This window comes from Amaricoccus sp. (assembly GCF_047602525.1).
In the GTDB taxonomy this organism is placed as follows: domain Bacteria; phylum Pseudomonadota; class Alphaproteobacteria; order Rhodobacterales; family Rhodobacteraceae; genus Amaricoccus.
Window position 1 is genome coordinate 769,787 of the sequence record NZ_JASGHB010000001.1, and the last position, 26,471, is coordinate 796,257.

Consider the following 26,471-nt stretch of genomic DNA (forward strand, 5'->3'; position numbering starts at 1 on the left):
CCATGCTCGCCTCATGGCAGAGGCACGACCGGAACTCCTCGAATACTACGCCGAACTCTTCGAGCCGCTGGGCGCGGTCGACGCGCGCCGCATGTTCGGCGGCTGGCAGCTGCTGCTCGACGGCCGCGGATTTGCCTTCGTGATCCACGACGTGCTGTATTTCCGCACCGATCCCGCGCTGCGCGACGCCCTCGTGGCCCGCGGCGCCCGCCCGTTCGCCTACAAGCGCAAGGACGGCCGCGAGATCGTCACGAAGCTGACGGGCGCGCCCGATGCCGATGCCGACGACCCGGACGCGCTGCGCGCCTGGGCGGTGCGGGCGCTGGCCGTAGAGTAGGGCGTCAGGCGTCCGGGCCGGCGCCCTCGCCTTCGACATCCTCCTCGTCCGCCGCAAGGGCTTCGGGCTCGTCGAGGCTCTCCTCGAGGTACGCTTCGAGCCCGACCAGATCGGCCGGAAGCGGCAGACCGAGCGCCTGCATCTCGCCGAGCTTCTCGCGCAGCGCCTCCTGCAGCTCGTGCGCGTTCGACGGATTGGCGGCGATCTCGTCGAGGAGCATCGCGATGCCGGCGCGGAACTGTTCAAAAGCCATTGGCGTCCCTTCCCTTTCGAGGCGGACCGCGGCACAACGTACCATGGCGCGCGGCGCCCGTGGCATCTATCGCAGGGGGCGCCGCGACGGTCCAGCCTCGCGCCAAGGTCGGAGGACAGGCGATGACATTCAAGACGATATTCATGGCGGTCGACACCGCGGCTCCCGATGCCGAGATTGATCGGGCCGTGGCGATCTGCGAGCGGGCCGGGGCGCACCTGTCGCTGCTCGTGATCGGGGTTGCCCCGCCGCCGCCGGCCTCGCCCTACGGCGTGGTCTCGAACGACATCTGGGCGGGCGAGATCCGCGACGGCCAGACCGATGCGCAGGCGCGGGGCGCGGCGATCGAGGCGCGCCTCGCGGGCGGCCCGGTTCCGGTGAGTGTCGAGGCGCAGTATATCGACCGCGGCACGGTCGCCACGCTGGCGGGCCGGTTCGCGCGCTACGCCGACCTGACGCTGGTGCCGCCGGGCGGCGACGTGCAGAGCCCGGTGCTCGACGGGGCCCTCTTCGAGTCCGGGCGGCCGGTGCTGCTGCTGCCGGAGGGCGAGACGAGCTTTCCCGCGCCGCAGTCGGTGATGATCGCCTGGGACGCCAGCGTCGAGGCGTCGAAGGCGGTGCGCGACTCGATCTGCGTGATGAAGACCGCGGGGAAAGTCGACGCGGTGCTGATCGACCCGGTGCCGTCCTTCGATGGCCACGGGCCGGAGCCGGGCGCCGATCTCGCCACCTATCTCGGCCGGCACGGCATCGCGACAGACGTTCACCGCCTGCCGAAGGAAGGCAAGGACATCGGCGAGCTGCTGCGTCGGGTGGCGGCGGATCTCGGCTCCGACCTGATCGTGATGGGCGGCTTCGGCCACTCCCGGCTGCGCGAGCGGATCTTCGGCGGCGCCACTACCAGCATGGTCAGGACGCGCTCGGTTGCCGTGCTGATGGCGCACTGATCCGCCTTGGACCCGACCCGCGTTCACTTCGTGGCGAGCCAGGTCCTGCTCGCCCAGGAGGCTCTCGCCCGGCTGGTGCGACGCTATGGCGAGCACCCGGTCGACAAGGCGGACGTCATCGTCGCGCTCGGCGGCGACGGGCTGATGCTGACCACGCTGCACCAGAACGCGGGCCTGCCGGTCTATGGCATGAACCGCGGCACGGTGGGGTTCCTGATGAACACCTACAGCGACAGCGGCCTTCTGGAGCGGCTGGCGGCGGCGGAGCCCGCCGTCATCAACCCGCTCCGGATGCGCGCGACCCGGGCCGACGGCGGGGCGGTCGAGGCGCTCGCCATCAACGAGGTCTCGATCCTGCGCGCCGGGCCGCAGGCCGCCAAGCTGCGCATCCTCGTCGACGAGCGCGAGCGCCTGTCGGAGCTGGTCGCCGACGGGGCGCTGCTCGCCACGCCGGCGGGATCGACCGCCTACAACTATTCGGCGCACGGGCCGATCCTGCCGATCGGGTCCGGCGTGCTGGCGCTGACCCCCATGGCGGCGTTCCGCCCGCGGCGCTGGCGCGGGGCGCTGCTGCCCAAGGCGGCGCAGGTGACGTTCGAGGTGCTCGAGGCGGACAAGCGGCCGGTCTCCGCCGTAGCCAATTCCTTCGAGGTGCGCGACCCGGTGCGGATCGAGGTGGCGAGCGTCCCCAAGGTCTGCCATCGCATCCTGTTCGACCCCGGCCACGGCCTCGAAGAACGGCTGATCCGCGAGCAGTTCGTCTGACGCCCCGTTCCCGGGACGCCCCCGCCTCCGGGGGCGCCCCCCCCCCTCCGCCGGGCTCTGCCCCCGGGCCAGCGCCTTCCTCTTGCTGAAGATACTCCCGCCGGAGGCATCCGACGGCGCGACCCGCACCGCCGCTTCCCGTCCCGCACCGGCTTCCCGGGGCCCGGTCAGCCGGCCGGCGCGGCCGGGGCGAGCAGGTCCGGTTCCGCCGCGGCCGCCGGCATCTCGCCCACCACGCTCGCCGGCAGGCCGAGCAGCAGGAGCGGGCAGGGGTTGCCGACGCCGCGCCGCACCCGGTCCTCCAGCTTCTTCCAGTGGGTCGTCGCCTGGCCGAACTTGTCGGCGATGAACGTCCGCGCGAACGCCTCGGCGAATTCCGCCCCGCCCGCCACCAGCCGCTCCACCGCCTGCACCTGCCGGTCGGTCCGCCGCTTCATGCCGAACTGCATCAGCGCCTCGGCGTCGTCCACGCCGCGGGCGCGCAGGAACGCGGCCACCAGACCCGCCATCCCGGCGTTGAGCGCGGCACCCCGGGTGACGATGATCCCGAGGCTGATGACCGACTGCGCGTGCAGCCGCTGGAAGTTCTCCAGATCGCGGTCGAAGAACGGATCCTTGTTGTTCCACTCGATCTCGAGCGCCAGCGTGCCGCGCCTGCCCCAGCGCACATGGTCGATCTCGTGGGTCTGCGCTTCCTTCACCCGGCCGTCGATGGTGAGCGCCATCTCGAAGCGGTGCTTGCGCCACCCCACCTCGGCCAGCCCGCGGCGCAGCCGCTGGGTCGAGCGCGCCTCGCCCCCACCGGAACCGACGATCTCGTCGGCTGGGATGCGGAAACCCTCGAGCGCCCGCACCAGCTCGGCCGTCTCGTCGGGGAAATCGACCGCCAGGATCGCCTCGGCGTGGTTCCGGGTCAGCACGTCGAAGCCCGCCGCCCTCAGTTCGTCCAGCACTGCCGTCCCCGCCTCCGATGATCTCGCGGCGAATTGCCCCGGAGCGCGGGGGCAATGCAACCGCCGAGTTGTCCCAACCGGCTACATCCCCGCAAGTCGCTGGAATGCGGACGGACCCGTCCGCACGGACCCGAGGGCCGCACGGATGAGCGCGGCACACGCGTGCGGCGTGGCGGAGGTCGTGTCGACTTCGAGATCGTAGATGCCTGGCCGGTGGACCTCGCGCTGCCAGGCCGCGACGGGCGCCGGCACGGGATCAGCGTCGGACCCGGTAAGGTACAGCGTTTCGCGCCCGGCCTCTGCCTGCCGCCGCCGTTCCATGATGACCCCGATCGAGCAGCGTACACCCACGAACAGCACCGGCAGTCCCGCAAGCCGCCGGGCGCAGTCGGGGAGAATGGCGCGCGGCGCGCTGTAAGCGTCGTGATGCCCGACGTCGACGACCACGTTGAGGCCGAGCCGGCTGTGGACCGCGATCGACTCGTAGAGCGCCGCGTAGAACACCGGGATCAGTGGCTCCAGGTCGGGACGCTCCCCACCCGGGCGCAGGCCGATGCCGGGGCGATACCAGGCCGGCAGTACGTCGCCCGCATAGACGTCGACTCCGAGGTTGAGCCAAGGGCCCTCGAAGCTGTCCTGAATGGCCCGGACGATGCTCGACTTGCCCGAGCGGGGCGCCCCGTTCAGGATCACGATGCGCCCTACAGTGCCGTCGCCCACCCGCGCCTCCTCATGGACAGGCGACGTCGGGAAGGGCGCCGTTGCTACGCCTTCGGCGCCAGCCGGATCCCGAGGTCGCGGAGCTGCTCGTTGGTCGGCTCGCCCGGCGCGCCCATCATCAGGTCCTCGGCGCGCTGGTTCATCGGGAACATGATGACCTCGCGGATGTTTTCCGCCCCGGCCAGCAGCATGACGATGCGGTCGACCCCCGGCGCGATGCCGGCGTGGGGCGGGGCGCCGTACCTGAACGCCGAGAGCATGCCGCCGAAGTGCTCGTCCACATGCGCGCGGCCATAGCCGACGATCTCGAACGCCTTGTACATGATCTCGGGCTTGTGGTTCCGCACCGCGCCCGACGACAGCTCGACGCCGTTGCAGACGATGTCGTACTGGAAGCCGAGCACGTCGAGCGGCGCCTTCGTCTCCAGCGCCTCGAGCCCGCCCTGCGGCATCGAGAACGGGTTGTGGCTGAAGTCGAGCTTTCCGGTCTCGGGGTCGGCCTCGTACATCGGAAAGTCGACGATCCAGCAGAGATCGAAGCGGTCCTCGACCGTCAGCCCCAGCTCCTTGCCGATGACGTTGCGCGCCTTGCCGGCGACCGGCTCGAACTTCGCCGGCTGGCCGCCGAGGAAGAACACCGCGTCGCCCTCGCCGAGGCCGAGCTGCGCCCGGATCGCCTCGGTCCGCTCGGGCCCGAGCGCCTTTGCCACGGGTCCAGCCGCTTCCATGCCGCCGTCGGCGGGGCGCCAGAAGATGTACCCCATCCCCGGCAGGCCCTCGCCCTGGGCGAAGGCGTTCATCCGGTCGCAGAACTTGCGGCTGCCGCCGCCCGGCGCCGGGATGGCACGGACCTGCGTTCCCGGCTGCTCCAGAATGCCGGCGAAGACCTTGAAGTCGGAGCCGCGGAAGTGCTCGGACACCACCTGCATCTTGATCGGGTTGCGCAGATCCGGCTTGTCGGAGCCGTACCAGAGCATCGAATCGCGATAGGCGATGCGCGGGAAGTCCGACGTGACCGGGCGGCCGCCGCCGAATTCCTCGAAGACGCCGCGCATCACCGGCTCGATCGCCTGGAACACGTCCTCCTGCTCGACGAAGCTCATCTCGACATCGAGCTGGTAGAACTCGCCCGGAGAGCGGTCGGCGCGGGGATCCTCGTCGCGGAAGCACGGCGCGATCTGGAAGTAGCGGTCGAAGCCCGCCACCATGATGAGCTGCTTGAACTGCTGCGGCGCCTGCGGCAGCGCGTAGAACTTGCCCGGGTGCAGGCGCGACGGCACGAGGAAGTCGCGCGCGCCCTCGGGCGAGGACGCGGTGAGGATCGGCGTCTGGAATTCGGTGAAGCCCTGCGCCCGCATCGCGTCGCGCAGGTAGGCGATGACCCGGGAGCGCAGCATGATGCTCGCGTGCAGCGCCTCGCGGCGCAGGTCGAGGAAGCGATAGCGGAGGCGGGTTTCCTCGGGATAGTCGACCTCGCCGAACACCGGCAGCGGCAGGTCCTCGGCGACGGAGAGCACTTCGAGGTCGCGGATGTAGACCTCGATCTCGCCGGTCGGGATCTTCGGGTTGACGAGTTCGGGCGCGCGGGCCTTGACCGTGCCGTCGATGCGGATCACCCATTCGGCGCGCACCTTCTCGGCGTCGCGAAACGCCGGGCTGTCGCTGTCGACGAGGATCTGGGTGATGCCGTAGTGATCGCGCAGGTCGATGAACAGCACGCCGCCGTGGTCGCGCACGCGATGGACCCAACCCGAGAGCCGCACGGTCTGGCCGACGTCGGCCTTCGTCAGCTCGGCGCAGGTGTGGCTACGGTAACGGTGCATCTCGGCCTGCATCTCGGTGGCTCCTCGGGCGATCAGGCGCGGATACACCCCGGCCCCTGCCCGGTGTCAACCCCGGCCTGCGAGCCGCGCCGGGATGAGCCCGCGCAGGGCGTTGCCGACGAGCACCCGCGCGTGCGCCAGATCGCCCGGGCGCAGCACCGCCTCGCGCGCCGTGCCGGCGGCGACCAGCTCGGCCCGCAGCACCCCGGGCAGCACGCCGCAGGCGAGCGGCGGGGTGAGAAGGCCCTCGCCCAGGTCGGCAAAGACGTTGGTGATCGTGCCCTCGCAGATCTCGCCGCGTTCGTTGAGGAGCAGCGCCTCGTCGATCCCGGGCGGCAGCGCCGCGCGCTCCGCGTCGTGGACCGGGCGCCGGGTGGTCTTGAGCCGCAGCCACGGGTCGCTCGACCGGAGCCCGCCGGCGAGGCGCAGCGTCCACGCCGGGGCGGTCGGCGCGAGCGGCGCCGAGGTGAGCGCAGGGGTGCCGTCGAGCGCCAGCGTCAGCCGGACCCGCTGCGGGCCGTCGCCCGCAACGCTCGCCAGCAGAGGCTCGACCGCGGCGTCATCGAAGGCGATCCGCAGGGTCGCGGCGCTGGCCCGCAGCCGGGCGAGATGCGCCGGCAGGCGCGCGAAGCCCGTTGCCGGCTGCCAGAGCAGCGTCTCGATCAGCTGCAGGCCGGGGGGAGCGTCGTCGCGAAGCGAGCCTTCCACAGTGCCTCCTCGTATTCCGCGTCCGCGGTCGAATCCGCGACCACACCGCCGCCGACGTTCAGGACCGCCTCGCCGCCCGGATGGAGCGCGAGGGTGCGGATCGCCACGTTGAAGCGCGCCCGGCCGTCCGGCCCGGCCCAGCCGATCGCGCCGCAATAGGCCCCGCGTGGCCCGGTTTCCAGCTCGCGGATGATCTCCATGGCGCGGACCTTGGGCGCGCCCGTCACCGAGCCGCAGGGGAAGAGCGCGGCGATGACCTGGCCGAGGGCGATGCCCGGGCGCAGGCGGCCGGTGACGCGCGAGACCATCTGGTGCACGGTCGCATAGCTCTCGACCGCGAAAAGCTCCGGCACCTCCACCGAGCCGATCTCCGCGATCCGGCCGATGTCGTTGCGGAGCAGGTCGACGATCATCAGGTTCTCCGCCCGATCCTTCGGGCTTCCGGCCAGCGCCGCGCGGGCGGCGGCGTCGGCGCCGGGGTCGGCGAGGTGCGGTGCGGTGCCCTTCATCGGCCGCGTCTCGATGCCGCCGCGGCCGTCGAGGGCGAAGAACAGCTCGGGCGAGCGGGAGACCAGCGTCGTCCCGGCCAGCCGGAGCAGCGCCGCCTCGCCGACCGGCTGGCGCGCGGCAAGGGCGGCGGCGATCGCCGCCGGATCGCCCTGCCAGCGGCCGGCGAGCGGGAAGGTGAGGTTGGCCTGATAGATGTCGCCGGCGCGGATGTAGGCGGCCACGCGGTCGAAGGCGGCGCCATACTGCGCCCGGCTCCACGCGGGCACGAGATCGAGCAGCGCGCCGCCGGGCGCGGCGCGCCGGACGGGCCCGGGCGCGTCGAAGATCCCGAAGGCGAGCAGCGGCAGGCGGCGGCGGGCGGGCAGGAGCGGCGCGAGCCGGGGCTCGAGGGCGAGGCCGAGCTCGTAGGCCGCGAAGCCGGCCAGCCAGCGGCCACCGCGGAGCGCCGCATCGAGCGCGGCGAGCGCGGCCGCCACGTCGGCGGGCTCGTGCGCAACGACGAGGCCGAGCGGCGCCTCGAACCGGGCGGGCGCGCCATCCGGGCCGGCGTCGACCTCGACGAAGGCCGCTGCGGCGTCGGCATCGCCCGGGGGACGCGAATGCACGGCTCCAGCCCTCCGACCGCTTGCCCATTCGCGCCAGCGCTTACGGTGCGACGACCGCGAGATCCAGAGCGGGATGGTGTCGCCCCTGTTCGAGACCGCCGGAAACGCTTGCGGCGGTCCCATTGCCAAGTGGCGGGAGAACACTAACTTGGCTTACGACTTTGACCGGCCGGACCGTCTCCCATGCTCGAAAACGTCCTCGATACCGCGCTGCGCACTGGCATTTCCCACGGCAACCTGCGGGTGAGCTTTCCCTCCGGGCGCGGCGAGACCTACGGCGACGGCAGCGGTGCACTGATCGCGATCCGCATCACCGATCCCGCCCGCCTGCGCGCGATCGCCCTCGATCCCGGACTCGCGGTGGCCGAGGCTTACATGGACGGCGCGCTCGTGATCGAGCACGGCGACATCTACGGGCTGATCGCGGTCGCCAAGTCGAACATGCGCCCGGAAGTCTCGACGCCCGGCGCGTGGTTCCAGCACCTGCGCCGGAGCGTCGCGCTCGCGCCCGTCGCGCGGGCGATCGGGCTCAAGGCCGCGCGCGCCAACGTCGCCCACCACTACGATCTGGACGAACGGCTCTACCGGCTGTTCCTCGATGACGACATGCAATATTCGTGCGCCTGGTTCGAGCGGCCCGACATGACCCTCGATCAGGCGCAGCTCGCCAAGAAGCGGCTGATCGCGGCGAAGCTGCTGGTGCGGCCGGATGCGCGGGTGCTCGACATCGGCTGCGGCTGGGGCGGCATGGCGCTCTACCTCGCGCGCTGCTGCGACGCGGACGTCACCGGCATCACCCTCAGCCGGGAGCAGCTGCGAATCGCCGAGGCCCGGGCTGAGGCCGCCGGGCTGTCGCGTCGGGTGCGCTTCCGCCTGCAGGACTATCGCGAGGTTCGCGAGACCTTCGACAACATCGTCTCGGTCGGGATGTTCGAGCACGTGGGCAAGCGGCAGTTTCCGGTGTTCTTCCGGACCGCGGCGCGGCTGCTGGCGCCGGACGGCGTGATGCTTCTGCACAGCATGACCCAGCCGGCGCCGGCGCTCTACAACCAGCCGTTCCTCGAGAAATACATCTTCCCGGGTGGCTACATCCCGTCCGTTGGCGAGGTCGTGCCCGCGATCGAGCGGGCGGGCCTGCTGCTGCGCGACGTCGAGATCCTGTCGCTGCATTATGCCGAGACGGTGAAGGCGTGGCGCGAGCGCTTCCTTGCCCGTCGCGACGAGGTCGTGGCGCTCTACGACGAGCGGTTCCTGCGCATGTGGGAGTTCTACCTCGCCGGCTCGGAAAGCGCGTTCCGGCACGACCACATCCACGTCTCGCACTTCCAGCTCGCGCGCGAGCAGCAGCGCGTGCCGCTGACCCGGGCGTATGTCGCCGAGGCCATGGAGCGGCTCCGGGAGCGGGAATGGCAGGTGCCGGAGTACGCCGCGCTCCAGGCCGAGCCGCCGGCCGGGGTCGCGCGCCTGCGCCGCGACGCCTCGTGAGCAAAAAACCCGAAGGTCCCGCTTCTGTTGCGCCGCGGCCTCGCCCATGATGCAGGCGATTTCCTGCCTGCGCGAGCGCCGATGCCGATCTACCATGTCCGCCACGTCACCATGTATCGCTATGCGCGCCCGGTCGGGTTCGGCCCGCACCAGGTGCTGTTCCGACCGCGCGACAGCTTCGACCAGCGCCTGTTTTCGGCGGAGCTCGATGTCGATCCGGCGCCGGCGTCGGTGCGCTGGCTGCTCGACGTGTTCGGCAACTGCGTCGCGCAGGTGGAGATACCCGGCGTTGCCCGGGAACTGCGCTTCGAGAGCCGGATCCGCCTCGAGCACACGCCACAGGCCGAGCCGCACCTGTCGATCGCCGACAGCGCGCTCACCTATCCGTTCGCCTATTCCCCCGAAGAGATGGTGGACCTCGCCGCCACCATCCGGCCGCACTATCCCGACCCGGAGGTCGAGCATTTCGCCGCGCGGTTCGTGAAGCCGGGCAAGCCGACGCCGACGGGCGTGCTGCTGATGACGCTGTGCTACGCGATCCACGAAAGCTTTTCGTACGGCCGCCGGAACGAGCACGGCACGCAGCCGCCGCGGATGACGCTGGCGCTGCGCCGGGGCACCTGCCGGGACTTCGCGTTGCTGATGATGGAGGCGGTGCGCTGCCTCGGGTTCGCGGCGCGCTTTGTCACCGGCTATGTCTACATGCCCGAGCGGGACGGGTCGGAGATCCGCGGCGGGGGAGCCACCCATGCGTGGTGCCAGGTCTACCTGCCCGGCGCCGGCTGGGTGGAGTTCGATCCGACCAACGGCATCGTGGGCAACCACGAGTTGATCCGCGTCGCCGTGACGCGCGACCCCACCCAGGCGGTGCCGCTGTCGGGCACGTTCGGCGGGCGCGCCGAGGACTTCGAGAGCATGTCGGTGCAGGTCCAGGTGACGACCGAGGCCGGTGGCCGTCGCGATCACGAAGCGGGTGATCGTGATGCGAACGGGGAACTTTGCCGGCCCGGTCGAGTTTGAACCCCACACCGATCGAGCAGATCGTCGGTCAGGAACGAAACGATCAGGAAGGTTTCGATGCGCATCCGCTGCGGATACACCCTCACCTACGCCTGCGAGCGTCCGACCGCGATGGTGCTGGCCCTCAACATCCACCCGTCCCGCCACGCCGACCTGCTGTCGCCCCAGACCGTGACCATCAGTCCCGGCGTGCCGGCGCGCGAGTTCGTCGACGAGTTCGGCAATATCCTCACCCGCCTGGTGGCGCCGGTGGGCAGGACGACGGTCTCGACGCTGTTCGACATCGCCGACAGCGGCCAGCCGGACGACGTGGCGCCGTGGGTCGAACAGCAGGCCATCGACACGTTGCCGGCGGATGTGCTCGTGTTCCTGCATGGCAGCCGGTACTGCGAGACGGACGTGCTGGCGGATTTCGCCTGGTCGCAATTTGGCTCGGTCCCCGCGGGATGGGCGCGGGTGCAGGCGATCGTCGGTTTCGTCCACGACCATATCCGGTTCGACTATCAGCAGGCCGACAGCCGGCGCACGGCCGTCGGAGCGTTCAACGACCGGGTGGGAGTCTGCCGCGACTTCGCGCATCTCTCCGTGGCGCTCTGCCGGGCGATGAACATCCCTGCGCGGTACTGCACCGGCTATCTCGGTGATATCGGCATTCCGCCGGTGCCCGATCCGATGGATTTCAGTGCGTGGTTCCAGGTCTGGCTGGGCGGGCAGTGGTACACCTTCGACGCGCGGCACAACACGCCGCGCATCGGGCGCGTCCTGATGGCAACCGGGCGGGACGCGACCGACGTGGCGATCTCGACGACCTTCGGCGCATCGCGTCTCGAGGTGTTCGAGGTCTACACCGACGAGGTGCCGCCTGAGGCAGCGGCTGCCTGAAACGGCTGAAGGCATGGAATGAACGGGGGGCGGGCCGGTTGTGGCTCGCCCTTCGTCGTTTGAAGCGGTGGAGCGATTTCCCGCAGGAAATATCGGTCGCTCTGCAACACGTCCCGATTTCAGGGACGAGGCGTAGCGGAGGAGGGCTGGCGCGCACGCCATCCCTCCCGTCCTGATCTCTCAGGAGACACGCTCCCAGAAGCGCAGCTTGCGGCACACTTCCAGGAACGGGCCCACGCCGTCCGCGAGATCGAGAATGCCGCCGTCGCGGTCGGTGACGCCCGCCGCGTCGAGGAGCTGGCCGGCGGTGCCCGCGAGGCCGATGAGCTTGGCGTGCGCGAACGCGTCGGCCGCGAACCCCCTGGCCGGATGGCTGGCGACGAGCGCGGCGATGCCGTCGTCGCTGGCCACGATCGTCACCGCGTCGAAGACGACCGAGGGCGCGCCGTCGATCTGGTGCTTCGCCTCGATGGTCTTGCCGGCCGCGTCCGCGACACCCCCGACCTTGGCGGCGATGATCTCCACCGTTGCCCCCTCGGCCTCGAAGGTCGAGGTGATGTCGGCCACGAGACTGGCGTCGACGCCATCGGTCAGCAGCAGGCCGAGCTTGCGGCCCTCGAACGAGGCGGGCGTGTTCTTCAGGATCGAGAGCTTGTCGGAAGGCGGCAGGTCGACCGGGACCACGGCCGGTTCCGCGGGCTTGGGGGCGTTGGCGAAGCCGAGGCCAGCGAACACCTTGCGTGCCAGTTCCTTGTCGATGTTCGGCAGATGCGAGGCCGCACGCTCGCGGATCGCGGAGGTCTCGACCTTGGAGAGCTCGAAGGTGATCGCCGCGGCGATGTGTGCCTGCTCCACCGGGGTCTGGCTGCGGTAGAACTGCCGGGCCTGGCTGTAGTGATCAGCGAAGCTCTCGGCGCGGAGCTTGCGCTTCTCGCCGTTGATCGGCTCGGGAAAGCTGCGGAATCCGGTCCTGGCATCGGCGCGCGGGCCGCCCTGGCTCCAGGAGTTCGGCTCGTAGTTCGCGCGGCCCTTGGGGCCCCGGACCTGCATGTGGCCGTCCTGCTGGAAGTGGTGGATCGGGCAGCGCGGGGCGTTGATCGGGATATGGGTGAAGTTCGGGCCGCCCAGCCGCTTGATCTGGGTATCGAGGTACGAGAAGTTTCGGCCCTGCAGCAGCGGGTCGTTGGTGAAGTCGATGCCCGGAACGATGTTCTGGGTACAGAACGCCACCTGCTCGGTCTCGGCGAAGAAGTTGTCGACCATCCGGTCGAGCACCAGCCGGCCGACGATGCGGATCGGCAGCTCTTCCTCGGGGATGAGCTTGGTCGGGTCGAGCACGTCGAAGGCGAAGCCGTCGGCGAAGGCGTCGTCGAAGATCTGCAGGCCCAGTTCCCATTCCGGGAAGTCGCCGTTCTGGATCGCGGTCCAGAGGTCGCGGCGGTGAAAGTCGGGGTCGGCGCCGTTGATCTTCACCGCCTCGTCCCAGACCACCGACTGCATCCCGAGCTTCGGCTTCCAGTGGAACTTGACGAACGAGGATTTTCCCTCGGCGTTGACGAGCCGGAAGGTGTGGACGCCGAAGCCTTCCATGAAGCGGAAGCTGCGCGGAATCGCGCGGTCGGACATCGCCCACATGATCATGTGCAGCGATTCCGGCATCAGCGACACGAAGTCCCAGAAGTTGTCATGGGCGGACGCCGCCTGCGGAAAACCGCGGTCGGGCTCGTCCTTCACCGAATGCACGAGGTCGGGGAACTTCATCGCGTCCTGGATGAAGAACACCGGGATGTTGTTGCCGACGATGTCCCAGTTGCCGGCCTCGGTGTAGAGCTTGACGGCAAAGCCGCGCACGTCGCGCACGAGGTCGGCCGAGCCCTTGTTGCCGGCGACGGTGGAGAAGCGGACGAACGCGGGGGTGCGCTTGCCCTTTTCCTGCAAGGGAGCGGCCATGGTGAGATCGGAGAGGTCGTCGGTCGCCTCGAAGTAGCCATGGGCACCATAGCCGCGGGCATGGACGACGCGCTCGGGAATACGCTCGTGGTCGAAGTGGAAGATCTTCTCGCGGAGCGCGAAGTCCTCGAGCAGGGTCGGGCCGCGGACGCCGGCCTTGAGCGAGTTCTGGTTGTCGGAGACGGGCACGCCCTGTGCGGTCGTCATCGCGCCGTTGTCGGGCGCCTGCTGCGTCTCGCCGCCGTTCCCGGGATTGCGCGGACGCTCGGTGGTCTCGTTGCCGGTCTGGGTGTCGGCGGTCGGATGGTAGAGCGGGGCGTCGTCTGGCATCGGGGGGTCCCTCGGCTGGATGCGTGCCGGCACGGAGGGGCCGGCGTCCATCAGTCAACCGTGGGGGGCGGCGAGGGTTCCGAGATTTCTCGGGGCCGGCAAGGGATGGGAGCGGGCGCGCGGCCCGCTCCCGGGTGGCGTCAGTCGTAGAGAACCGCGGCGATCTTCGGATCGTCCATGTTGGTCTTGTCGTACCAGTAGAAGCCGGTGTCGATGTTCTTCTCGACCGGCTCGCCCTTGGCGGCGGCGACGGCCGCCTTGACCGTCTCGTAGCCGATGCCGACCGGGTTCTGGGTGATCGCGCCGGCCATCAGCCCGGACTTGATCGCTTCCTTCTGCTGCTTGCCGCTGTCGTAGCCGATCACCACCACATCCTTGCGGCCCAGCTCGCTCACGGCGTTGACGACGCCGATCGCCGAGCCCTCGTTGGCGCCGAACATGCCCTTGAGATCGGGGTTGGCGGTCAGGATCGCCTTGGCGATCTCGGTCGACTGCAGCTGGTCGCCGCCACCGTACTGGATGTCGACGATCTCGATGTCGGGATACTTCGCCTTGATCTCGTTGACGAAGCCGTCGCGGCGGTCGACGCCGGTGCGCGAGGTCTGGTCGTGGACGACGAGGGCGACCTTGCCCTTGCCGCCGATCAGTTCGGCCATCTTGTCGGCGGCGAGCGCCGCAGCGGCGAGGTTGTCGGTGGCGGCGGTGGCGACGGGGATGTCGCTGTCGACGCCGGAGTCAAAGGCGATGACCGGGATCTTGTCGGCCTGCGCCTGCTTCAGGAGCGGGATCGCGGCCTGGCTGTCGAGGGCGGCGAAGCCGATCGCCGCGGGCTTCTTGGCCAGCGCCGCGGCGAGCATGTCGATCTGGCGATCAACCTGCGCCTCGGTGTCCGGCCCCTCGAAGGTCACGGTGACGCCGAGTTCGGTGGCGGCCTTGTCGGCGCCCGCCTTCACCGCCTGCCAGAACTGGTGCTGAAAGCCCTTGGAGATCAGCGGGATATACATCTTGTCCTGCGCGTGCGCGAGGCCTGCGCCCGCGATGAGCGCAGCGGCGCTGAGGGCGCCGAGGAGTGTGCGTCGTGCGATCATTTGAGTCCTCCCTGGATGATCGTCTTGCGGGTCAGCCGGCCGATTTTTCCCGGCGCAGCATGTCGAGATAGACGGCGGCGATGATGATGATGCCGGTCACGACCGTCTGCCATTCCTGCGCCACCGACATGATGCGCAGGCCGTTCAGCAGCACGGCCATGATGAGCGCGCCGATGACGGTGCCGAGGATCGAGCCGCGGCCGCCGGCGAGCGAGGTGCCGCCGATGACGACGGCGGCGATGGCGTCAAGCTCGTAGCCGAGGCCGAGCGCCGGCTGTGCCGAGTTGAGGCGCGAGGAGATGAGCAGGCCGGCGATGCCGCAGATCGCGCCGCCGAGCACATAGATCGCCGTCTTCCACGCGGTGGTGTCGACGCCGGAGAGGCGCACCGCCTCCTCGTTCGAGCCCATGGCGAAGCAGTAGCGGCCGAGAACCGTGCGGTTCAGCACCCAGGCCATGACGAGCGCGACGAGGAAGAGCACGAGCACGCCGTTCGGCACCGGCACGGCCGGAATGATGTCGCCGATCAGCGAGCCCTGGGCGATGTCGGTATAGCCGGGGGTGTCGTTGAAGTAGATCGGCTTGGTGCCCGAGACGACCAGCGACAGCCCCTTCAGGATCAGCATCATCCCGAGCGTGGCGATGAACGGCGGGATGCGCATCCGGGTGACGAGCGTCCCGGAGACGAGGCCCGAGAACGCGCCCATGCCGATGGCGCCGAGCACGCCGAAGGGCAGGGGCAGGCCCCAGTAGGTGAGGATGACGCCCGAGGTGACGGCGGTGAACGTCATCAGCGTGCCGATGGAGAGGTCGATGCCGCCGGTGATGATGATCATCGTGACGCCGATCGCGAGCACGCCGTTGACGGCGGTGGCCTGCAGCACGGCGAGCAGGTTCGTTGTCTGCAGGAAGTTGGGCGAGGCCAGCGAGAAGAAGACGAGCAGGACGATCAGGCTGGCGAAGGCCCAGAGCTTCTGCTGTGCGCCGAGGCGGCGGGGGGAGGCTGGCGTGGAGCTGGCTGCGTCGGTCATGCGGCGGTTGCCTCGGTCATGTCGGGGCGGAGGGTGGCGAGGTGCATGATCTGCTCCTGCGTGGTGGTGGGGCCGCCGGGGAGAAAGCCCGTGAGGCGGCCCTCGCACATCACGGCGATACGGTGGGACAGGCGCAGGACCTCGGGCAGCTCGGACGAGATGACGATGATCGCCTTGCCCTGTGCCGCGAGGCCCTGGAGCAGGCGATAGATCTCGGCCTTGGCACCGACGTCGATGCCGCGGGTCGGCTCGTCGAAGATCAGGATGTCACAGTCGCGCAGGAGCCATTTGGCGATCACGACCTTCTGCTGGTTGCCGCCCGAGAGCAGGCGCACCTCCTGCCGGTCGGAGGGGGTGCGGATGCGCAGGCGCTCGACGTAGTCGCGGGCGATCCGGCCGAGCTGTCGCTCGTCGATGCGCCCGAGGCGGTCGGCATAGCGCCGCAGGCTCGCCATGGCGATGTTGGCGCGCACGTCCATGCCGAGGGCGAGGCCGAAGTGCTTGCGGTCTTCCGACAGGTAGCCGATGCCGGCGCGAACCGCGTCCTGCGGCCGGGTGATCTGCACCGGGCGGCCGTGGACGAGGATGTCGCCCGAGTCGCGCGGGTCGGCGCCGAAGATGGCGCGGGCGAGTTCGGTGCGGCCCGCGCCCATCAGGCCGGCGAAGCCGAGGATCTCGCCCTTCCTCAGGCTGAAGCCGATGTTCTTCAGCTCCAGCCCGCGGGTGATGCCGCGCACCTCGAGGGCGACCTCGGCGGCCGAGAGGTCGGGGATTTCCGGTGTCTCGTCGGTCAGCTCCCGGCCGACCATCATGGCGATGATCTTGCCGATCGGCGTCGACGCCGCCTCGACGGTGCCGACGTAGGCGCCGTCGCGCATCACCGTCACGCGGTCGGCGATGCGGCGGATCTCGTCCATCTTGTGGCTGATGTAGACGATGCCGACGCCCTCGGCGCGCAGCCTGCGGATGATGGTGAAAAGCTCGGCGATCTCGGCGTCGTTCAGCGCGGCGGTGGGCTCGTCCATCACCAGCACACGGCTGCGGAACGAGAGCGCCTTGGCGATCTCCACCATCTGCTGCTTGGCGATGGTCAGGCCCTCGACCAGCGTCGTGGGGTCGAGCGCGATGTTCATGGCGTGGAACAGGGCGGCGGTGTCGGCATTGAGCCGCGCCTCGTCGAGCCGCCCGAGCGCGCGGCGTGGCTCGCGGCCGATCCAGATGTTCTGCGCGACGGTCAGATCCTTCATGAGCGCGAGCTCCTGATGGATGATGCCGATCCCGAGCGCCTGGGCGGCTCTCGGCGTCGGCAGCGCCGCCTCCGATCCGTCAATCAGGATGCGGCCGCCGTCCGGCTGGTAGACGCCCGAGAGGCACTTCATCAGCGTCGACTTGCCGGCGCCGTTCTCGCCCATGAGGGCGTGGACTTCGCCCGCGCGCAGGTCGAAGTGGACGGAGCGCAGCGCGTGGACCCCGGGGAAGCGCTTGTCGATCGCCTCCATGCGCACGAGGTCCGGTCTGCGCGCGTCTGGCGTGGAGTCGGCCATCGCGTGCCCTCTCCCGTCAGATGGTGACGCCGCCGTCGACGAGCATCGACTGCCCGGTGACGAAGCGGCTTTCGTCGGACAGCAGGTAGACGACCATTCCGGTCATGTCCGCGGTCGTGGCGAGCCGGCCCATCGGCTGGCGGGCGATGAAATCCTTCTCCGCCTGCACCGGGTCGGGCGAGTCGGCGATGCGGCCGCGCAGGCTCGGCGTGTCGACGGTGCCCGGGCAGAGGCAGTTGCAGCGGATCCCCTGCTTCACATAGTCGGCCGCGATCGCCTTGGTGAGGCCGATGACCGCGGCCTTGGACGCGCCATAGGCGCAGCGGTTGGGAAAGCCTTTGATCGACGAGGCCATCGACGCCATGTTGAGGATCGAGGCCGAGCCCGTCTCCCGCGCGCGCGCCAGCATGCCCGGCAGCACGGCACGATTGAGGCGCATCATCGCGGTGACGTTGAGCGCGAAGGCGAAGTCCCAGTCGGAATCGGCGATGTCGAGCAGGGCGCCGTTGTGGACGATGCCGGCGCAGTTGAACACGCCATCGAGCGGACCGATCTCCGCCGCGATCTTCGTGACGGCGGCGGCATCGGTGACGTCGAACTCCCGCGTCTCCATGTCGAGCCCGTCGAGCAGCGCGGCACGCAGGTCGGTGGCGATCACCCGTGCGCCCTCGGCCGCGAGCGCGATGGCGCTGGCCCGGCCGATGCCCTGGCCGGCAGCCGTCACGAAAATCGTCTTGTCCTTGAGCCGCATTCCGTCTTCCCCCCGAGCCGCTTTTGCGGCGAATTGTGTATCTGGATAAAAAACAAAGGCAAGCGGTTTACGCGCTCAGCCGAGCAGAGTCCCGAGCGCCACGAGCCCCGCGCCGACCACGATGCCGCCGAGTCCCAGGCCCAGGCCGGAAGAGCGCGGGTGCGCCGCTCGGGGGCAGGGGTGTTGACCTGGACGAGCGCGGCCTCGGCCAGCTGCGGCAGGCGCGGGCCGATGCGCGACAGGACGCGCGCGGCGGCGACGAGATCGCGGGCGACCGCGGCGGGGCCGAGATTCGAGCTGATGTAGTCGGTGACGACCGGCCGCGAGGTCTCCCACATGTTCATCGCCGGGTTGAGGCTGCGTGCCACACCCTCGACGACGACCATGGTGCGCTGGAGCAGGATCAGCTCCGTGCGGGTCTGCATCCCGAACCGCTCCGTCACCTCGAACAGGTGCGCGAGCAGGCGCGCCATGGAGATGCGGGTGGCATCCTGGCCGAAGATCGGTTCGCCGACCGAGCGCAGCGCCTGGGCAAACGCGTCGGGGTCGCGGTCGCGCGGGACATAGCCGGCCTCGAAATGCACCGCCGCGACCTTGGCATAGTCGCGGCGCAGGAAGCCGATGAGGATCTCGGCATAGACCCGGCGGGTATAGGCGTCGATCCTGCCCATGATCCCGAAGTCGAGCGCGACGATGGCCCCGTCCGGCCCGACCTTGAGGTTGCCCTGGTGCATGTCGGCGTGGAAGAACCCGTCGCGCAGCGCGTGGGTGAGGAACGTCTGGATCACCCGCTCCGAGAGGCGGACGAGGTCGATGTCCCGCTGCGCGAGGGCAAGGACGTCGCCCATCGGAGTGCCTGTCACCCACTCGGAGGTCATCACCCGCCGGCCGGACGCGGGCCAGATCACCGCCGGCACCCGGAACCCCGGATCGCGCTCGGTGTTCGAGCGGAATTCGGCGGCGGCGGCGGCCTCCATGCGCAGGTCGAGTTCGCCCTGCACCACGCCCTCGAAGTGCTCGATCACGGCCTTCGGCCGCAGGCGTCGCGCGAAGGGCGCCAGCAGCTCGATCATCGACGCCGCGAAGTAGAACGCATCCACATCGCGCAGGAACGCCCGCTCGATGCCGGGGCGCAGCACCTTGACGGCGACGACCTGTCCCGTCTCGCGCAGGCGCGCGCGGTGGACCTGCGCGAGCGAGGCGGCGGCGATCGGCGGCTCGAACTCGGAAAACACCGCCTCGACGGGCTGGCCCAGCTCGGCCGCAACGGTCGCGCGGGCCTCCTCGATGGAAAAGGCGGGCAGCGCGTCCTGCAGGACGCGCAGCTCGTTCGCCAGCTCCGGCCCCACCACGTCGGGGCGGGTGGAGAGCAGCTGGCCGAACTTGATGTAGGCGGGCCCGAGCGCGGAGATCGCGCGCAGCACCGGCGGCTGGCGCGGGTCGCCTTCCAGCCCGAGCCACTGGAACGGCCAGCCGAGCACCCGGGCGGCCACCCGCGCGGCGGGCGGCGCGTCGAACGCCTCGAGCGCCTGGGCCATGGCCCCGGTGCGCTCGAAGGTCGCGCCGGTGCGGATCAGCCGCCAGATATTGTGCGGGCCGCGCAAGTCAGAGCTTCCAGCCGGAATGCAGCGCGGCGATGCCCATGGAAAGGTTGCGGTAGCGGACCTGCCCGAAACCTGCGTCGCGGATCAGGCCGGCGAAGGTCTCCTGATCCGGGAAGCGCCGGATCGAACTCGACGAGGTACTGGTAGGACGCGCGATCCCCGGCGAGCAGCTGGCCCATCGGCGGGATGACGTTGAACGAGTACCGATCGTAGAGCCATTGCAGCGCCGGCTCCGGCATCTGGCTGAACTCCAGCACCATGAGCCGTCCGCCGGGGCGCAGCACGCGGAACGCCTCCGAGAGGGCGTCGGGGATGCGCGTGACGTTTCGGATGCCGAAGGAGATCGTATAGGCGTCGAACGTGTTCGCCTCGAACGGCAGCGCCATGGCGTCGCCGACGACCCAGGTCAGCCTGTCGGCAAAGGTCGTGGCCTCGGCCCGCTTCTGCCCCTCGAGCAGCATGCCCTCGGTCATGTCGAGCACCGTGGCGGCGCCCTCGCCCTTCAGCCGCTCGAGAAAGCGGAAGGAGATGTCGCCGGTGCCGCCCGCCACGTCGAGCAGCCGCATCCCGGGCCGGGGCGCGAGCCAGTCCAGCATCGCGTCCTTCCACAGGCGATGGATGCCGAGGCTCATGGCGTCGTTCATCAGGTCGTAGCGCGAAGCGACCGACGAGAAGACACCGTGGACGCGGCCGGCCTTCTCGGCCTCCGGCACGGTGTCGAAGCCGAAGTGGGTGGTGCGCGTCTCGTCGTCCGACATGCCGGCCTTCCGATGAACCTCGGGTCTGCCTTATAAGCCGCGGGTGGCCGGCTGCAACCGGCGAGGAGGGAACGCGCCCATGCCGGAACTGCCCGAGGTCGAGACAGTGCGGCGGGGACTGGAGCCGGTGCTCGCGGGACAGCGCATCGCCCGGGCCGAGGTGCGCCGCCCGGACCTGCGCTGGCCGTTCCCGCCCGGCCTCGCCGCCCGGCTGACCGGGGCCCGGGTGCTGGCGCTGCGGCGGCGGTCGAAGTACCTGCTCGCCGACCTCGACGGCGGCGACACGCTGATCGCGCATCTCGGCATGTCGGGGCGGATGCTGGTCTCGGGCGCCACGCTCGGCGCCTTTCACCACCCGCACCCGGCGCCGGCGAGGCACGACCATGTGGTGCTCGACATGGACGGCGGCGCACGCGTCACCTTCAACGACGCCCGCCGCTTCGGCGCGATGGACCTCTGGCCGACGGCGGATCTCGGACGCCACCGCCTGCTGGCGGGGCTCGGTCCCGAGCCGCTCGGCAACGAATTCGCCGGCGCAACCCTCCATGCCCGGATGACGGGACGCTTCACCCCGGTCAAGGCGGTCCTGCTCGACCAGCGGGTGGTGGCGGGGCTCGGCAACATCTACGTCTGCGAGGCGCTCTGGCGCGCCCGCATCTCGCCGCTGCGCCTCGCGGGCGACGTGACGGCGGCCGAGGCCGACACGCTCGCCGCCGCCGTGCGCGCCGTCCTGCTCGATGCCATCGCCGCCGGCGGCTCGTCGCTGAAGGACTATCGCCAGGCCGATGGCGAACTCGGCTATTTCCAGCACAGCTTTGCCGTCTACGGCCGCGAAGGCGCGCCGTGTCCCCGCGCCGACGGCGGCACCGTGGCCCGCGTCGTCCAGTCCGGCCGCTCCAGCTTCTTCTGCCCGGCCTGCCAGCACTGACCCGCGCAGGGCCGCGCGCACGACACCAAGGGTATTCATATAGGCAGAAACCCTATCGGGCAGTCGCAGGGGCCCCGCCCACAGGCGGGGAGAAAGAAAGACTCGCCGCGCAACGGCGCGGCTCCTGAGGGACGGGCCGCAACGGCGGCCTGTCACGTAGCGTCGGACGAGCGGGAGCCCGAAAGGCTCCCCGAGGCCGGCGCTCCCCCCGCATCCCGTCCGCCCGCGCCTGCAATCGTGAGTCCCCCTCCGCCCGCGGGTCTGCTATCGTGACAGGAGAGAGAGAGGCTGCCGCCGTGGCGGGCCGATCCGCCCGTCGCAAGGCCTCCCGCCAGCAACACGACTGTCGGAGGAAGCCCATGCCTGAGACCATTGGAAACCCGCTCTCCTGGAGCGTCGACCACGCCAAGGCGGTCAGCCACCACCTCGGCTCGGTTGCCTCCCACGTCGGCCACGAGACCGACGACCTCGTCCTGCCGCAGGTCCGCCGCATCCAGCTCGCCGATCTGCCCGAGGTGCTGCGCCGCGGCGTCGACGATTTCATGGCCTGCCGGACCGACGTCGCCTTCCTCTGCCTGCTCTATCCGGCGATCGGCCTGCTCGTCGCGTGGTTCGCGCTCGACCGCAACCTGCTGCCGCTGCTCTTCCCGGCGGTCTCCGGCCTCGCCATCGTCGGCCCGGTCGCCGCCGTCGGCCTCTACGAGATGAGCCGCCAGCGCGAGATGGGCCTCGAGCCCGGGTGGTCACATGCGTTCGCGGTGGTGAAATCGCCGAACTTCGGCGCCATCCTTGCGCTCGGACTGATGCTCGGGGCGCTCTTCATCGTCTGGATCCTGACCGCCCACGGCATCTTCGTCGCCACCATGGGCGCCGAGGCCCCGGCGTCGATCGGCGCCTTTGCCCGCGACGTCGCGACCACCCCGGCCGGCCTCACCATGGCGATCGTCGGTATCGCGGTGGGCGCGCTCTTCGCCGCGCTTGCGCTCGCGGTCAGCGTGGTGTCCTTCCCGCTGCTGCTCGACCGCGGCGTCGGGGTGCCTGCCGCGGTCATCACCTCGCTCCGCGTCACCGCGGCCAACCCCGTGCCAGTTGCCGCGTGGGGCGCGATCGTCGCGACGAGCCTGGTCCTCGGCTCGATCCCGCTGTTTCTCGGGCTGATCGTGGTGATGCCGATCCTCGGCCATGCCACCTGGCATCTCTACCGCCGGACGGTCGTCTGACCGGCGCGGCGGATTGAGGCGGCCGGCGTTCCCGGCTAGAGAGCGGGGCATGACCGACGCACCCGCTCTTCCCGCCAGCCACCCGCGCATCCCGGAGCCGAAGGTCGGCGTCATCCTCTCCAACCTCGGCACCCCGGACGCCACCGACTACTGGTCGATGCGGCGCTACCTGAACGAGTTCCTGTCGGACGAGCGCGTGATCGACCTGCCACGCTGGAAGTGGCAGCCGATCCTCCAACTCATCATTCTCTCGAAGCGGCCCAAGAGTTCCGGAGCCAACTACGACAAGATCTGGGACCGCGAGGCCAACGCCAGCCCGCTGCTCGTCATCACCCGCGCCCAGACCGCCGCCGTCGCCGCCGCCCTTGCCGGGCGCCACGGCGACCGGATCATGGTCGACTTCGCCATGCGCTACGGAAATCCCTCCACCCCGTCGGTGATCGAGCGGATGGTGCGCGCCGGCTGCGAGCGCATCGTCTTCTTCCCGCTCTATCCGCAGTATTCCGCGCCGACGACCGCCACCGCGAACGACCAGGCGTTTCGCGCGCTGATGACGCTGCGCCGGCAGCCGGCCCTGCGCACGGTGCCGAGCTATCACGACCATCCGCTCTACATCGAGGCGCTGGCCCGGTCGGTCGAGGAGACCTATGCCGGCCTGTCCCGCCGGCCCGACCTGCTCGTCACCAGCTACCACGGCATGCCGGAGCGCTACCTGCGCGAGGGCGATCCGTATCATTGCCACTGCCAGAAGACGACGCGCCTGCTGCGCGAGCGTCTCGGCTTTCCGGAGGCGGAGGTGGTGATCGCCTTCCAGTCGCGCTTCGGACGCGAGGAATGGCTGAAACCGTACACGGTGGAAGAGGTGGCGCGGCTGGCCAAGGCCGGCAAGCGCCACATCGCCGTGATGGCGCCGGCCTTCTCGGCCGACTGCGTTGAGACGCTGGAGGAGGTGGAGGGCGAGATCCGCGAGGCATTCCTGCACGCGGGCGGTGAAAGCTTCGCCTACATCCCCTGCCTCAACGCCGGGCCCGCGCACGTCGAGATGATGGTCTCGATTCTCGAGCGCGAGCTTGCCGGCTGGCTTTGAGTCTCAGCGGGCGTCGGCCTGCGTCCCGAGGCGGCCGAGGGAGTCCTGCGCCATCATGAACGGCGCGACCGGCTGGCCGCGATAGACGTTCAGCCCGTCGCGGACGACGACCTGGCCGTCGGGCAGCCGCTCGACGAGTTCGCCGTAGACCGAGACACGGCTCGAAACCTGGATGGTCTGGTACATGGGGGCATCTCCTTCCCGACCGTTCGCCTTCACGGCAAACTCTCTTGGTTACGTTTGGAAATGGTTAACTGAGTCGGTTCCGTCCGTCACGAATTTATTATGATCCCGCCGCGCGACCTTTGTCGCAGCCTCGGCGCCCCGCCGGAAACCGTCTGCCGGCCGCATCCGGCCGGTTTCAGAGCCAGTCGCGCAGCATGGCGACCAGCGGCCTGTCCGCAGGCGGCATCGGGTAGGCCGCGAGTTCCCGCACGCCGACCCACTTCAGCACAGTGTGCTCCCGGGCCGTCGGCACCCCCTGCCACTTGCGGCAGGCATAGAGCGGCATCAGCAGGTGGAAGTCGTCGTAGGCATGGCTGGCGAAGGTCAGCGGCGCGAGGCAGCTCGCCCACGTGTCGATGCCAAGCTCTTCCTGAAGCTCCCGGATCAGCGCGGCCTCCGGCGTCTCGCCGGCCTCGACCTTTCCGCCCGGAAACTCCCAGAGCCCGGCCATCGCCTTGCCCTCCGGCCGCTGCGCGATCAGCACCCGCCCGTCGACATCGACGAGCGCGACCGCCACCACGAGCACCAGCCTCATCGCGCGCTCACTCCCGGCCGTGCCGTGAACCGCCCCGCCGCTACCCGGCCGGCCGGGCTGCGCTGCGGGCGGGAGCAGGACACGGCGGGCGAGGCCGGGCGCATCCGCGCCGCAATCGCCGCCGCCGACCCGTCCCGGTTCGCGCCCGCGAGGCCGCGGGTCACGAGCGATAGTCGGCGTTGATCTCGATGTAGCGGTGCGTGAGGTCGCAGGTCCACACCGTCGCCGCGCCCGACCCGATCCCGAGGTCGACCCCGACGACGAGATCGGCGCGCTTCATGTAGGCCGCGCCGTCCGCCTCGCGATAGCTCGGCGCGACCCAGCCCTTTTCAGCCACGAGGATGTCGCCGAACCGGATCGACAGGCGATCGCGATCTGCCGCCGCGCCGGACTTGCCGACGGCCATCACGATGCGTCCCCAGTTCGGATCCTCGCCGGCGAACGCGGTCTTGACCAGCGGCGAGTTGGCGATGGCAAAGCCGACCTTGCGGGCGTCCTGTTCGGTCGCCGCGCCCGTCACCCGCACCTCGACGAACTTCGTCGCGCCCTCGCCGTCCTTCACGACCTGATGCGCGAGATCGAGCATCACCCGGCCCAGCGCCGCCTCGAACGCGGCGGCGCGCGCGTCATCCGCCGCGGCGATCCGCGGCATCGCCGCCTTGCCCGTCGCGGCCATCACGAGCGTGTCGGAGGTCGAGGTGTCGCCATCGACGGTGATCGCGTTGAAGGTGCGGTCCGCCTGTCGCGACACCATCGCCTGCAGCAGCCCCGGCTCGATCGCCGCGTCGCTGAACAGGTAGACCAGCATCGTCGCCATGTCCGGCGCGATCATGCCCGAACCCTTGGCGAAGCCCATGATCGTCACCGGCACGCCGCCGAGGTCGAGCGTCTCGACCGCGCCCTTCGGGAAGGTGTCGGTCGTCATGATCGCCCGCGCCGCCCGCTCCGCCGCGTCCGCGGAGAGGGCGTCGCGCAGGCCCGTGACCGCGGCGACGATGCGCTCGGCCGGCAGCGGCTCGCCGATGACCCCGGTCGAGGCGGTGAAGACGTGCCCCTCCGGGATCCCGAGGGCGCCCGACACCGCCTTGACGGTGGCGTCCACCGCCGCGCGGCCGGCGTTGCCGGTGAAGGCGTTGGCGTTGCCGGAGTTGACGAGGATCGCGAAACCGCCGTCGGACGCACCCGCGCCGCCGCCGTGCAGCGCCGCGAGCTTCTCCTCGCAGGCGAGCACCGGCCCGGACCGGGTGGCCGAGCGGGTGAACACCCCGGCGATCGACGCGCGCGGCGCGATCTCCGCCAGCATCACGTCGAGGCGCCCCTTGTAGCGCACCCCGGCCTCCGCCGCGGCGAAGCGCACGCCCGCAACGGGCGGCAGGGCCGGAAAGCCACCCGCGGGTGCGAGCGGTGAAACCGGCGGCGCAGCCTTCGTCCCCGCCATGCCCGGCCTCAGTTCGTCAGCAGGTTGCCGTCGCGGATCGCCGCCGCCGGCACCGCGTCCTCGTTCACCTCGACCTTGCCGGCCTGGCGCAGCGCGGTGATCTTCGCCTCGAGCGCGGCCTGGCGCAGGTCGTTCTCGATCTGCGGCCTGGCCTCGTCCAGCGTCGGCGGCGTCGTCTCGCGGGTGTCGACGAGCTTCACGAGGTGCCAGCCGAACTGCGTCTTGACCGGGGCGGACACTTCGCCCTTCTGCAGGCTCTTCACCGCGGTCTCGAACTCCGGCACCATCTGTCCGGCGCCGAACCAGCCGAGATCGCCGCCCGACGCGGCCGAGCCGTCGCTGGAATTCGCCTTCGCCACTTCGGCGAAGTCGGCGCCGCCGTCGATCTTGGCCTTTAGTTCCTTGGCCTTGTCCTCGCTGTCGACGAGGATGTGCGAGGCGTTCCATTCGGTCGCCGGCTTGAAGTCCGCGACCATCTTGTCATAGGCCGCCTTCACCGCGTCGTCGCTCACCGCCGCCGCGACCGACGACTGCGCCGCCATGCTGGCGAGCGCGGTGCGCCGTTGGTTCTCGACGGCAAGCTTCACCTGCAGCGGATCCTTGTCCGGCGAGGTCGAACTCGGCGCCCGCGAGCAGCTGCTGGTCGACCATCTGGTCGAGCAGCCCCTTCAGGAGCGCGCCATCCGGCAGGTTCTGGTACTGCGGCGGCAGCGCGCCGACCATGACGATGACGTTGCCGAGCGTGATCGGCGTGCCGTTCACCGTCGCGAGCACCGTGTCGGCGTTGTAGTCCTTCGGGGCGGCCTGGGCGGCGTCCGCGGCCGGCGCCGGCGCGGTCTGGTCCTGGGCGAAGCCCGGGGCGGCGATGAAGGCGGCGATGCCGGCCATCAGGCTGGCCGCGAGGGTGCTGCGCATTGGTTGTGATCTCCCGTTCGCGCCGTGTCTGCGGCGCGCTTTCCCGTGCAATTCCGCATG

26 protein-coding genes and 1 pseudogene are annotated in these 26,471 nt (G+C 70.3%); 9 read left to right on the top strand and 18 right to left on the bottom strand.

The window, feature by feature from the left end:
- The first annotated feature begins 13 nt into the window (after positions 1 to 13).
- The gene (locus QM699_RS04275) at positions 14 to 337 is read left to right on the top strand and encodes a TfoX/Sxy family protein (protein WP_415009965.1); all 324 of its coding nucleotides are present in this window, start codon (positions 14 to 16) and stop codon (positions 335 to 337) included.
- A 4-nt stretch (positions 338 to 341) separates the two neighbouring features.
- On the opposite strand, the gene QM699_RS04280 is transcribed toward QM699_RS04275, so the two are convergent.
- On the bottom strand, positions 342 to 590 hold the full coding sequence (locus QM699_RS04280) for a hypothetical protein (RefSeq protein WP_415009966.1): 249 nt from the start codon (positions 588 to 590) through the stop codon (positions 342 to 344).
- A 122-nt stretch (positions 591 to 712) separates the two neighbouring features.
- Between QM699_RS04280 and QM699_RS04285 the strand changes: the two genes are divergently transcribed.
- Both QM699_RS04285 and QM699_RS04290 read left to right on the top strand, forming a co-directional pair.
- Positions 713 to 1,537 carry a universal stress protein gene (locus QM699_RS04285; RefSeq protein ID WP_415009967.1) on the top strand — a complete coding sequence of 275 codons (825 nt, stop codon included), beginning with the start codon at positions 713 to 715 and terminating at the stop codon, positions 1,535 to 1,537.
- Between the two features lie 6 nt (positions 1,538 to 1,543).
- Positions 1,544 to 2,302, top strand: a complete 759-nt coding sequence (locus QM699_RS04290; protein ID WP_415009968.1) for an NAD kinase — start codon at positions 1,544 to 1,546, stop codon at positions 2,300 to 2,302.
- A 167-nt stretch (positions 2,303 to 2,469) separates the two neighbouring features.
- Here the strand turns inward: QM699_RS04290 and QM699_RS04295 are convergent, their stop codons facing one another.
- The 5 genes from QM699_RS04295 to QM699_RS04315 form a co-directional block, all read right to left on the bottom strand.
- A complete protein-coding gene (locus tag QM699_RS04295; protein ID WP_415009969.1) occupies positions 2,470 to 3,255 on the bottom strand; it encodes a BglII/BstYI family type II restriction endonuclease in 786 nt (261 codons plus the stop codon).
- Between the two features lie 81 nt (positions 3,256 to 3,336).
- Positions 3,337 to 3,975: a chloramphenicol phosphotransferase CPT family protein gene (locus tag QM699_RS04300; protein WP_415009970.1), complete on the bottom strand. Its 639-nt coding sequence runs from the start codon at positions 3,973 to 3,975 to the stop codon at positions 3,337 to 3,339.
- A 44-nt stretch (positions 3,976 to 4,019) separates the two neighbouring features.
- A complete protein-coding gene (aspS, locus tag QM699_RS04305) occupies positions 4,020 to 5,798 on the bottom strand; it encodes an aspartate--tRNA ligase (RefSeq protein WP_415012693.1) in 1,779 nt (592 codons plus the stop codon).
- A gap of 66 nt (positions 5,799 to 5,864) precedes the next feature.
- A complete protein-coding gene (locus tag QM699_RS04310) occupies positions 5,865 to 6,506 on the bottom strand; it encodes an aminotransferase class IV family protein (protein ID WP_415009971.1) in 642 nt (213 codons plus the stop codon).
- A complete protein-coding gene (locus QM699_RS04315) occupies positions 6,461 to 7,621 on the bottom strand; it encodes an aminodeoxychorismate synthase component I (RefSeq protein ID WP_415009972.1) in 1,161 nt (386 codons plus the stop codon). Before QM699_RS04315 ends, QM699_RS04310 begins: the two co-directional genes overlap by 46 nt.
- Positions 7,622 to 7,804: 183 nt before the next feature.
- Between QM699_RS04315 and QM699_RS04320 the strand changes: the two genes are divergently transcribed.
- From QM699_RS04320 to QM699_RS04330, 3 genes are all read left to right on the top strand, one after another.
- Positions 7,805 to 9,106: a class I SAM-dependent methyltransferase gene (locus QM699_RS04320; RefSeq protein WP_415009973.1), complete on the top strand. Its 1,302-nt coding sequence runs from the start codon at positions 7,805 to 7,807 to the stop codon at positions 9,104 to 9,106.
- Positions 9,107 to 9,187: 81 nt separating this feature from the next.
- Positions 9,188 to 10,126 carry a transglutaminase family protein gene (locus QM699_RS04325; protein ID WP_415009974.1) on the top strand — a complete coding sequence of 313 codons (939 nt, stop codon included), beginning with the start codon at positions 9,188 to 9,190 and terminating at the stop codon, positions 10,124 to 10,126.
- Positions 10,127 to 10,183: 57 nt separating this feature from the next.
- The gene (locus QM699_RS04330) at positions 10,184 to 11,008 is read left to right on the top strand and encodes a transglutaminase-like domain-containing protein (protein ID WP_415009975.1); all 825 of its coding nucleotides are present in this window, start codon (positions 10,184 to 10,186) and stop codon (positions 11,006 to 11,008) included.
- Positions 11,009 to 11,188: 180 nt separating this feature from the next.
- On the opposite strand, the gene QM699_RS04335 is transcribed toward QM699_RS04330, so the two are convergent.
- The 7 genes and pseudogenes from QM699_RS04335 to ubiE all read right to left on the bottom strand — a co-directional run bounded on the left by QM699_RS04335 (position 11,189) and on the right by ubiE (position 20,063).
- Entirely contained in the window at positions 11,189 to 13,165 is a 1,977-nt protein-coding gene (locus QM699_RS04335) for a catalase (RefSeq protein WP_415012694.1), read from the bottom strand.
- Between the two features lie 263 nt (positions 13,166 to 13,428).
- Positions 13,429 to 14,376: an ABC transporter substrate-binding protein gene (locus tag QM699_RS04340; protein WP_415009976.1), complete on the bottom strand. Its 948-nt coding sequence runs from the start codon at positions 14,374 to 14,376 to the stop codon at positions 13,429 to 13,431.
- A 31-nt stretch (positions 14,377 to 14,407) separates the two neighbouring features.
- The gene (locus QM699_RS04345) at positions 14,408 to 15,406 is read right to left on the bottom strand and encodes an ABC transporter permease (protein ID WP_415009977.1); all 999 of its coding nucleotides are present in this window, start codon (positions 15,404 to 15,406) and stop codon (positions 14,408 to 14,410) included.
- On the bottom strand, positions 15,403 to 16,950 hold the full coding sequence (locus QM699_RS04350; RefSeq protein WP_415009978.1) for a sugar ABC transporter ATP-binding protein: 1,548 nt from the start codon (positions 16,948 to 16,950) through the stop codon (positions 15,403 to 15,405). Before QM699_RS04350 ends, QM699_RS04345 begins: the two co-directional genes overlap by 4 nt.
- 16 nt (positions 16,951 to 16,966) lie before the next feature.
- Positions 16,967 to 17,701 carry an SDR family oxidoreductase gene (locus QM699_RS04355; protein ID WP_415009979.1) on the bottom strand — a complete coding sequence of 245 codons (735 nt, stop codon included), beginning with the start codon at positions 17,699 to 17,701 and terminating at the stop codon, positions 16,967 to 16,969.
- Positions 17,671 to 19,305, bottom strand: coding sequence for a 2-polyprenylphenol 6-hydroxylase (gene ubiB / locus QM699_RS04360; protein WP_415009980.1), 1,635 nt, complete (start codon positions 19,303 to 19,305; stop codon positions 17,671 to 17,673). The genes QM699_RS04355 and ubiB overlap by 31 nt, the downstream gene beginning before the upstream one ends.
- 1 nt (position 19,306) lies before the next feature.
- Positions 19,307 to 20,063, bottom strand: a pseudogene (ubiE, locus tag QM699_RS04365) (bifunctional demethylmenaquinone methyltransferase/2-methoxy-6-polyprenyl-1,4-benzoquinol methylase UbiE).
- Between the two features lie 79 nt (positions 20,064 to 20,142).
- Between ubiE and mutM the strand changes: the two are divergent.
- From mutM to hemH, 3 genes are all read left to right on the top strand, one after another.
- A complete protein-coding gene (gene mutM / locus QM699_RS04370) occupies positions 20,143 to 20,991 on the top strand; it encodes a bifunctional DNA-formamidopyrimidine glycosylase/DNA-(apurinic or apyrimidinic site) lyase (protein WP_415009981.1) in 849 nt (282 codons plus the stop codon).
- Positions 20,992 to 21,350: 359 nt separating this feature from the next.
- The gene (locus QM699_RS04375) at positions 21,351 to 22,211 is read left to right on the top strand and encodes a DUF2189 domain-containing protein (protein WP_415009982.1); all 861 of its coding nucleotides are present in this window, start codon (positions 21,351 to 21,353) and stop codon (positions 22,209 to 22,211) included.
- A gap of 49 nt (positions 22,212 to 22,260) precedes the next feature.
- Entirely contained in the window at positions 22,261 to 23,298 is a 1,038-nt protein-coding gene (gene hemH / locus QM699_RS04380; RefSeq protein WP_415009983.1) for a ferrochelatase, read from the top strand.
- A 3-nt stretch (positions 23,299 to 23,301) separates the two neighbouring features.
- Here hemH and QM699_RS04385 read toward each other — a convergent pair whose 3' ends face one another.
- From QM699_RS04385 to QM699_RS04405, 5 genes are all read right to left on the bottom strand, one after another.
- The gene (locus QM699_RS04385) at positions 23,302 to 23,484 is read right to left on the bottom strand and encodes a hypothetical protein (RefSeq protein WP_415009984.1); all 183 of its coding nucleotides are present in this window, start codon (positions 23,482 to 23,484) and stop codon (positions 23,302 to 23,304) included.
- 175 nt (positions 23,485 to 23,659) lie between these two features.
- Positions 23,660 to 24,058: a (deoxy)nucleoside triphosphate pyrophosphohydrolase gene (locus QM699_RS04390; RefSeq protein ID WP_415009985.1), complete on the bottom strand. Its 399-nt coding sequence runs from the start codon at positions 24,056 to 24,058 to the stop codon at positions 23,660 to 23,662.
- A 160-nt stretch (positions 24,059 to 24,218) separates the two neighbouring features.
- Entirely contained in the window at positions 24,219 to 25,496 is a 1,278-nt protein-coding gene (argJ, locus tag QM699_RS04395) for a bifunctional glutamate N-acetyltransferase/amino-acid acetyltransferase ArgJ (RefSeq protein ID WP_415009986.1), read from the bottom strand.
- 8 nt (positions 25,497 to 25,504) lie between these two features.
- Complete coding sequence (locus QM699_RS04400; RefSeq protein ID WP_415009987.1) at positions 25,505 to 26,083, bottom strand: peptidylprolyl isomerase; 579 nt, start codon at positions 26,081 to 26,083, stop codon at positions 25,505 to 25,507.
- A complete protein-coding gene (locus tag QM699_RS04405) occupies positions 25,977 to 26,411 on the bottom strand; it encodes a hypothetical protein (RefSeq protein ID WP_415009988.1) in 435 nt (144 codons plus the stop codon). The genes QM699_RS04400 and QM699_RS04405 overlap by 107 nt, the downstream gene beginning before the upstream one ends.
- Between the last annotated feature and the right edge of the window lie 60 nt (positions 26,412 to 26,471).

Excerpts from the sequence above, each read along its gene's own strand:
- QM699_RS04275 (WP_415009965.1), top strand. The coding sequence starts at position 14 with ATGGCAGAGGCACGACCGGAACTCCTCGAATACTACGCCGAACTCTTC.
- QM699_RS04280 (WP_415009966.1), bottom strand. The coding sequence starts at position 590 with ATGGCTTTTGAACAGTTCCGCGCCGGCATCGCGATGCTCCTCGACGAG.
- QM699_RS04285 (WP_415009967.1), top strand. The coding sequence starts at position 713 with ATGACATTCAAGACGATATTCATGGCGGTCGACACCGCGGCTCCCGAT.
- aspS (WP_415012693.1), bottom strand. The coding sequence starts at position 5,798 with ATGCACCGTTACCGTAGCCACACCTGCGCCGAGCTGACGAAGGCCGAC.
- QM699_RS04320 (WP_415009973.1), top strand. The coding sequence starts at position 7,805 with ATGCTCGAAAACGTCCTCGATACCGCGCTGCGCACTGGCATTTCCCAC.
- QM699_RS04325 (WP_415009974.1), top strand. The coding sequence starts at position 9,188 with ATGCCGATCTACCATGTCCGCCACGTCACCATGTATCGCTATGCGCGC.
- QM699_RS04330 (WP_415009975.1), top strand. The coding sequence starts at position 10,184 with ATGCGCATCCGCTGCGGATACACCCTCACCTACGCCTGCGAGCGTCCG.
- QM699_RS04335 (WP_415012694.1), bottom strand. The coding sequence starts at position 13,165 with ATGACGACCGCACAGGGCGTGCCCGTCTCCGACAACCAGAACTCGCTC.
- QM699_RS04340 (WP_415009976.1), bottom strand. The coding sequence starts at position 14,376 with ATGATCGCACGACGCACACTCCTCGGCGCCCTCAGCGCCGCTGCGCTC.
- QM699_RS04345 (WP_415009977.1), bottom strand. The coding sequence starts at position 15,406 with ATGACCGACGCAGCCAGCTCCACGCCAGCCTCCCCCCGCCGCCTCGGC.
- QM699_RS04350 (WP_415009978.1), bottom strand. The coding sequence starts at position 16,950 with ATGGCCGACTCCACGCCAGACGCGCGCAGACCGGACCTCGTGCGCATG.
- QM699_RS04355 (WP_415009979.1), bottom strand. The coding sequence starts at position 17,701 with ATGCGGCTCAAGGACAAGACGATTTTCGTGACGGCTGCCGGCCAGGGC.
- mutM (WP_415009981.1), top strand. The coding sequence starts at position 20,143 with ATGCCGGAACTGCCCGAGGTCGAGACAGTGCGGCGGGGACTGGAGCCG.
- QM699_RS04375 (WP_415009982.1), top strand. The coding sequence starts at position 21,351 with ATGCCTGAGACCATTGGAAACCCGCTCTCCTGGAGCGTCGACCACGCC.
- hemH (WP_415009983.1), top strand. The coding sequence starts at position 22,261 with ATGACCGACGCACCCGCTCTTCCCGCCAGCCACCCGCGCATCCCGGAG.
- QM699_RS04385 (WP_415009984.1), bottom strand. The coding sequence starts at position 23,484 with ATGTACCAGACCATCCAGGTTTCGAGCCGTGTCTCGGTCTACGGCGAA.
- QM699_RS04390 (WP_415009985.1), bottom strand. The coding sequence starts at position 24,058 with ATGAGGCTGGTGCTCGTGGTGGCGGTCGCGCTCGTCGATGTCGACGGG.
- argJ (WP_415009986.1), bottom strand. The coding sequence starts at position 25,496 with ATGGCGGGGACGAAGGCTGCGCCGCCGGTTTCACCGCTCGCACCCGCG.
- QM699_RS04405 (WP_415009988.1), bottom strand. The coding sequence starts at position 26,411 with ATGCGCAGCACCCTCGCGGCCAGCCTGATGGCCGGCATCGCCGCCTTC.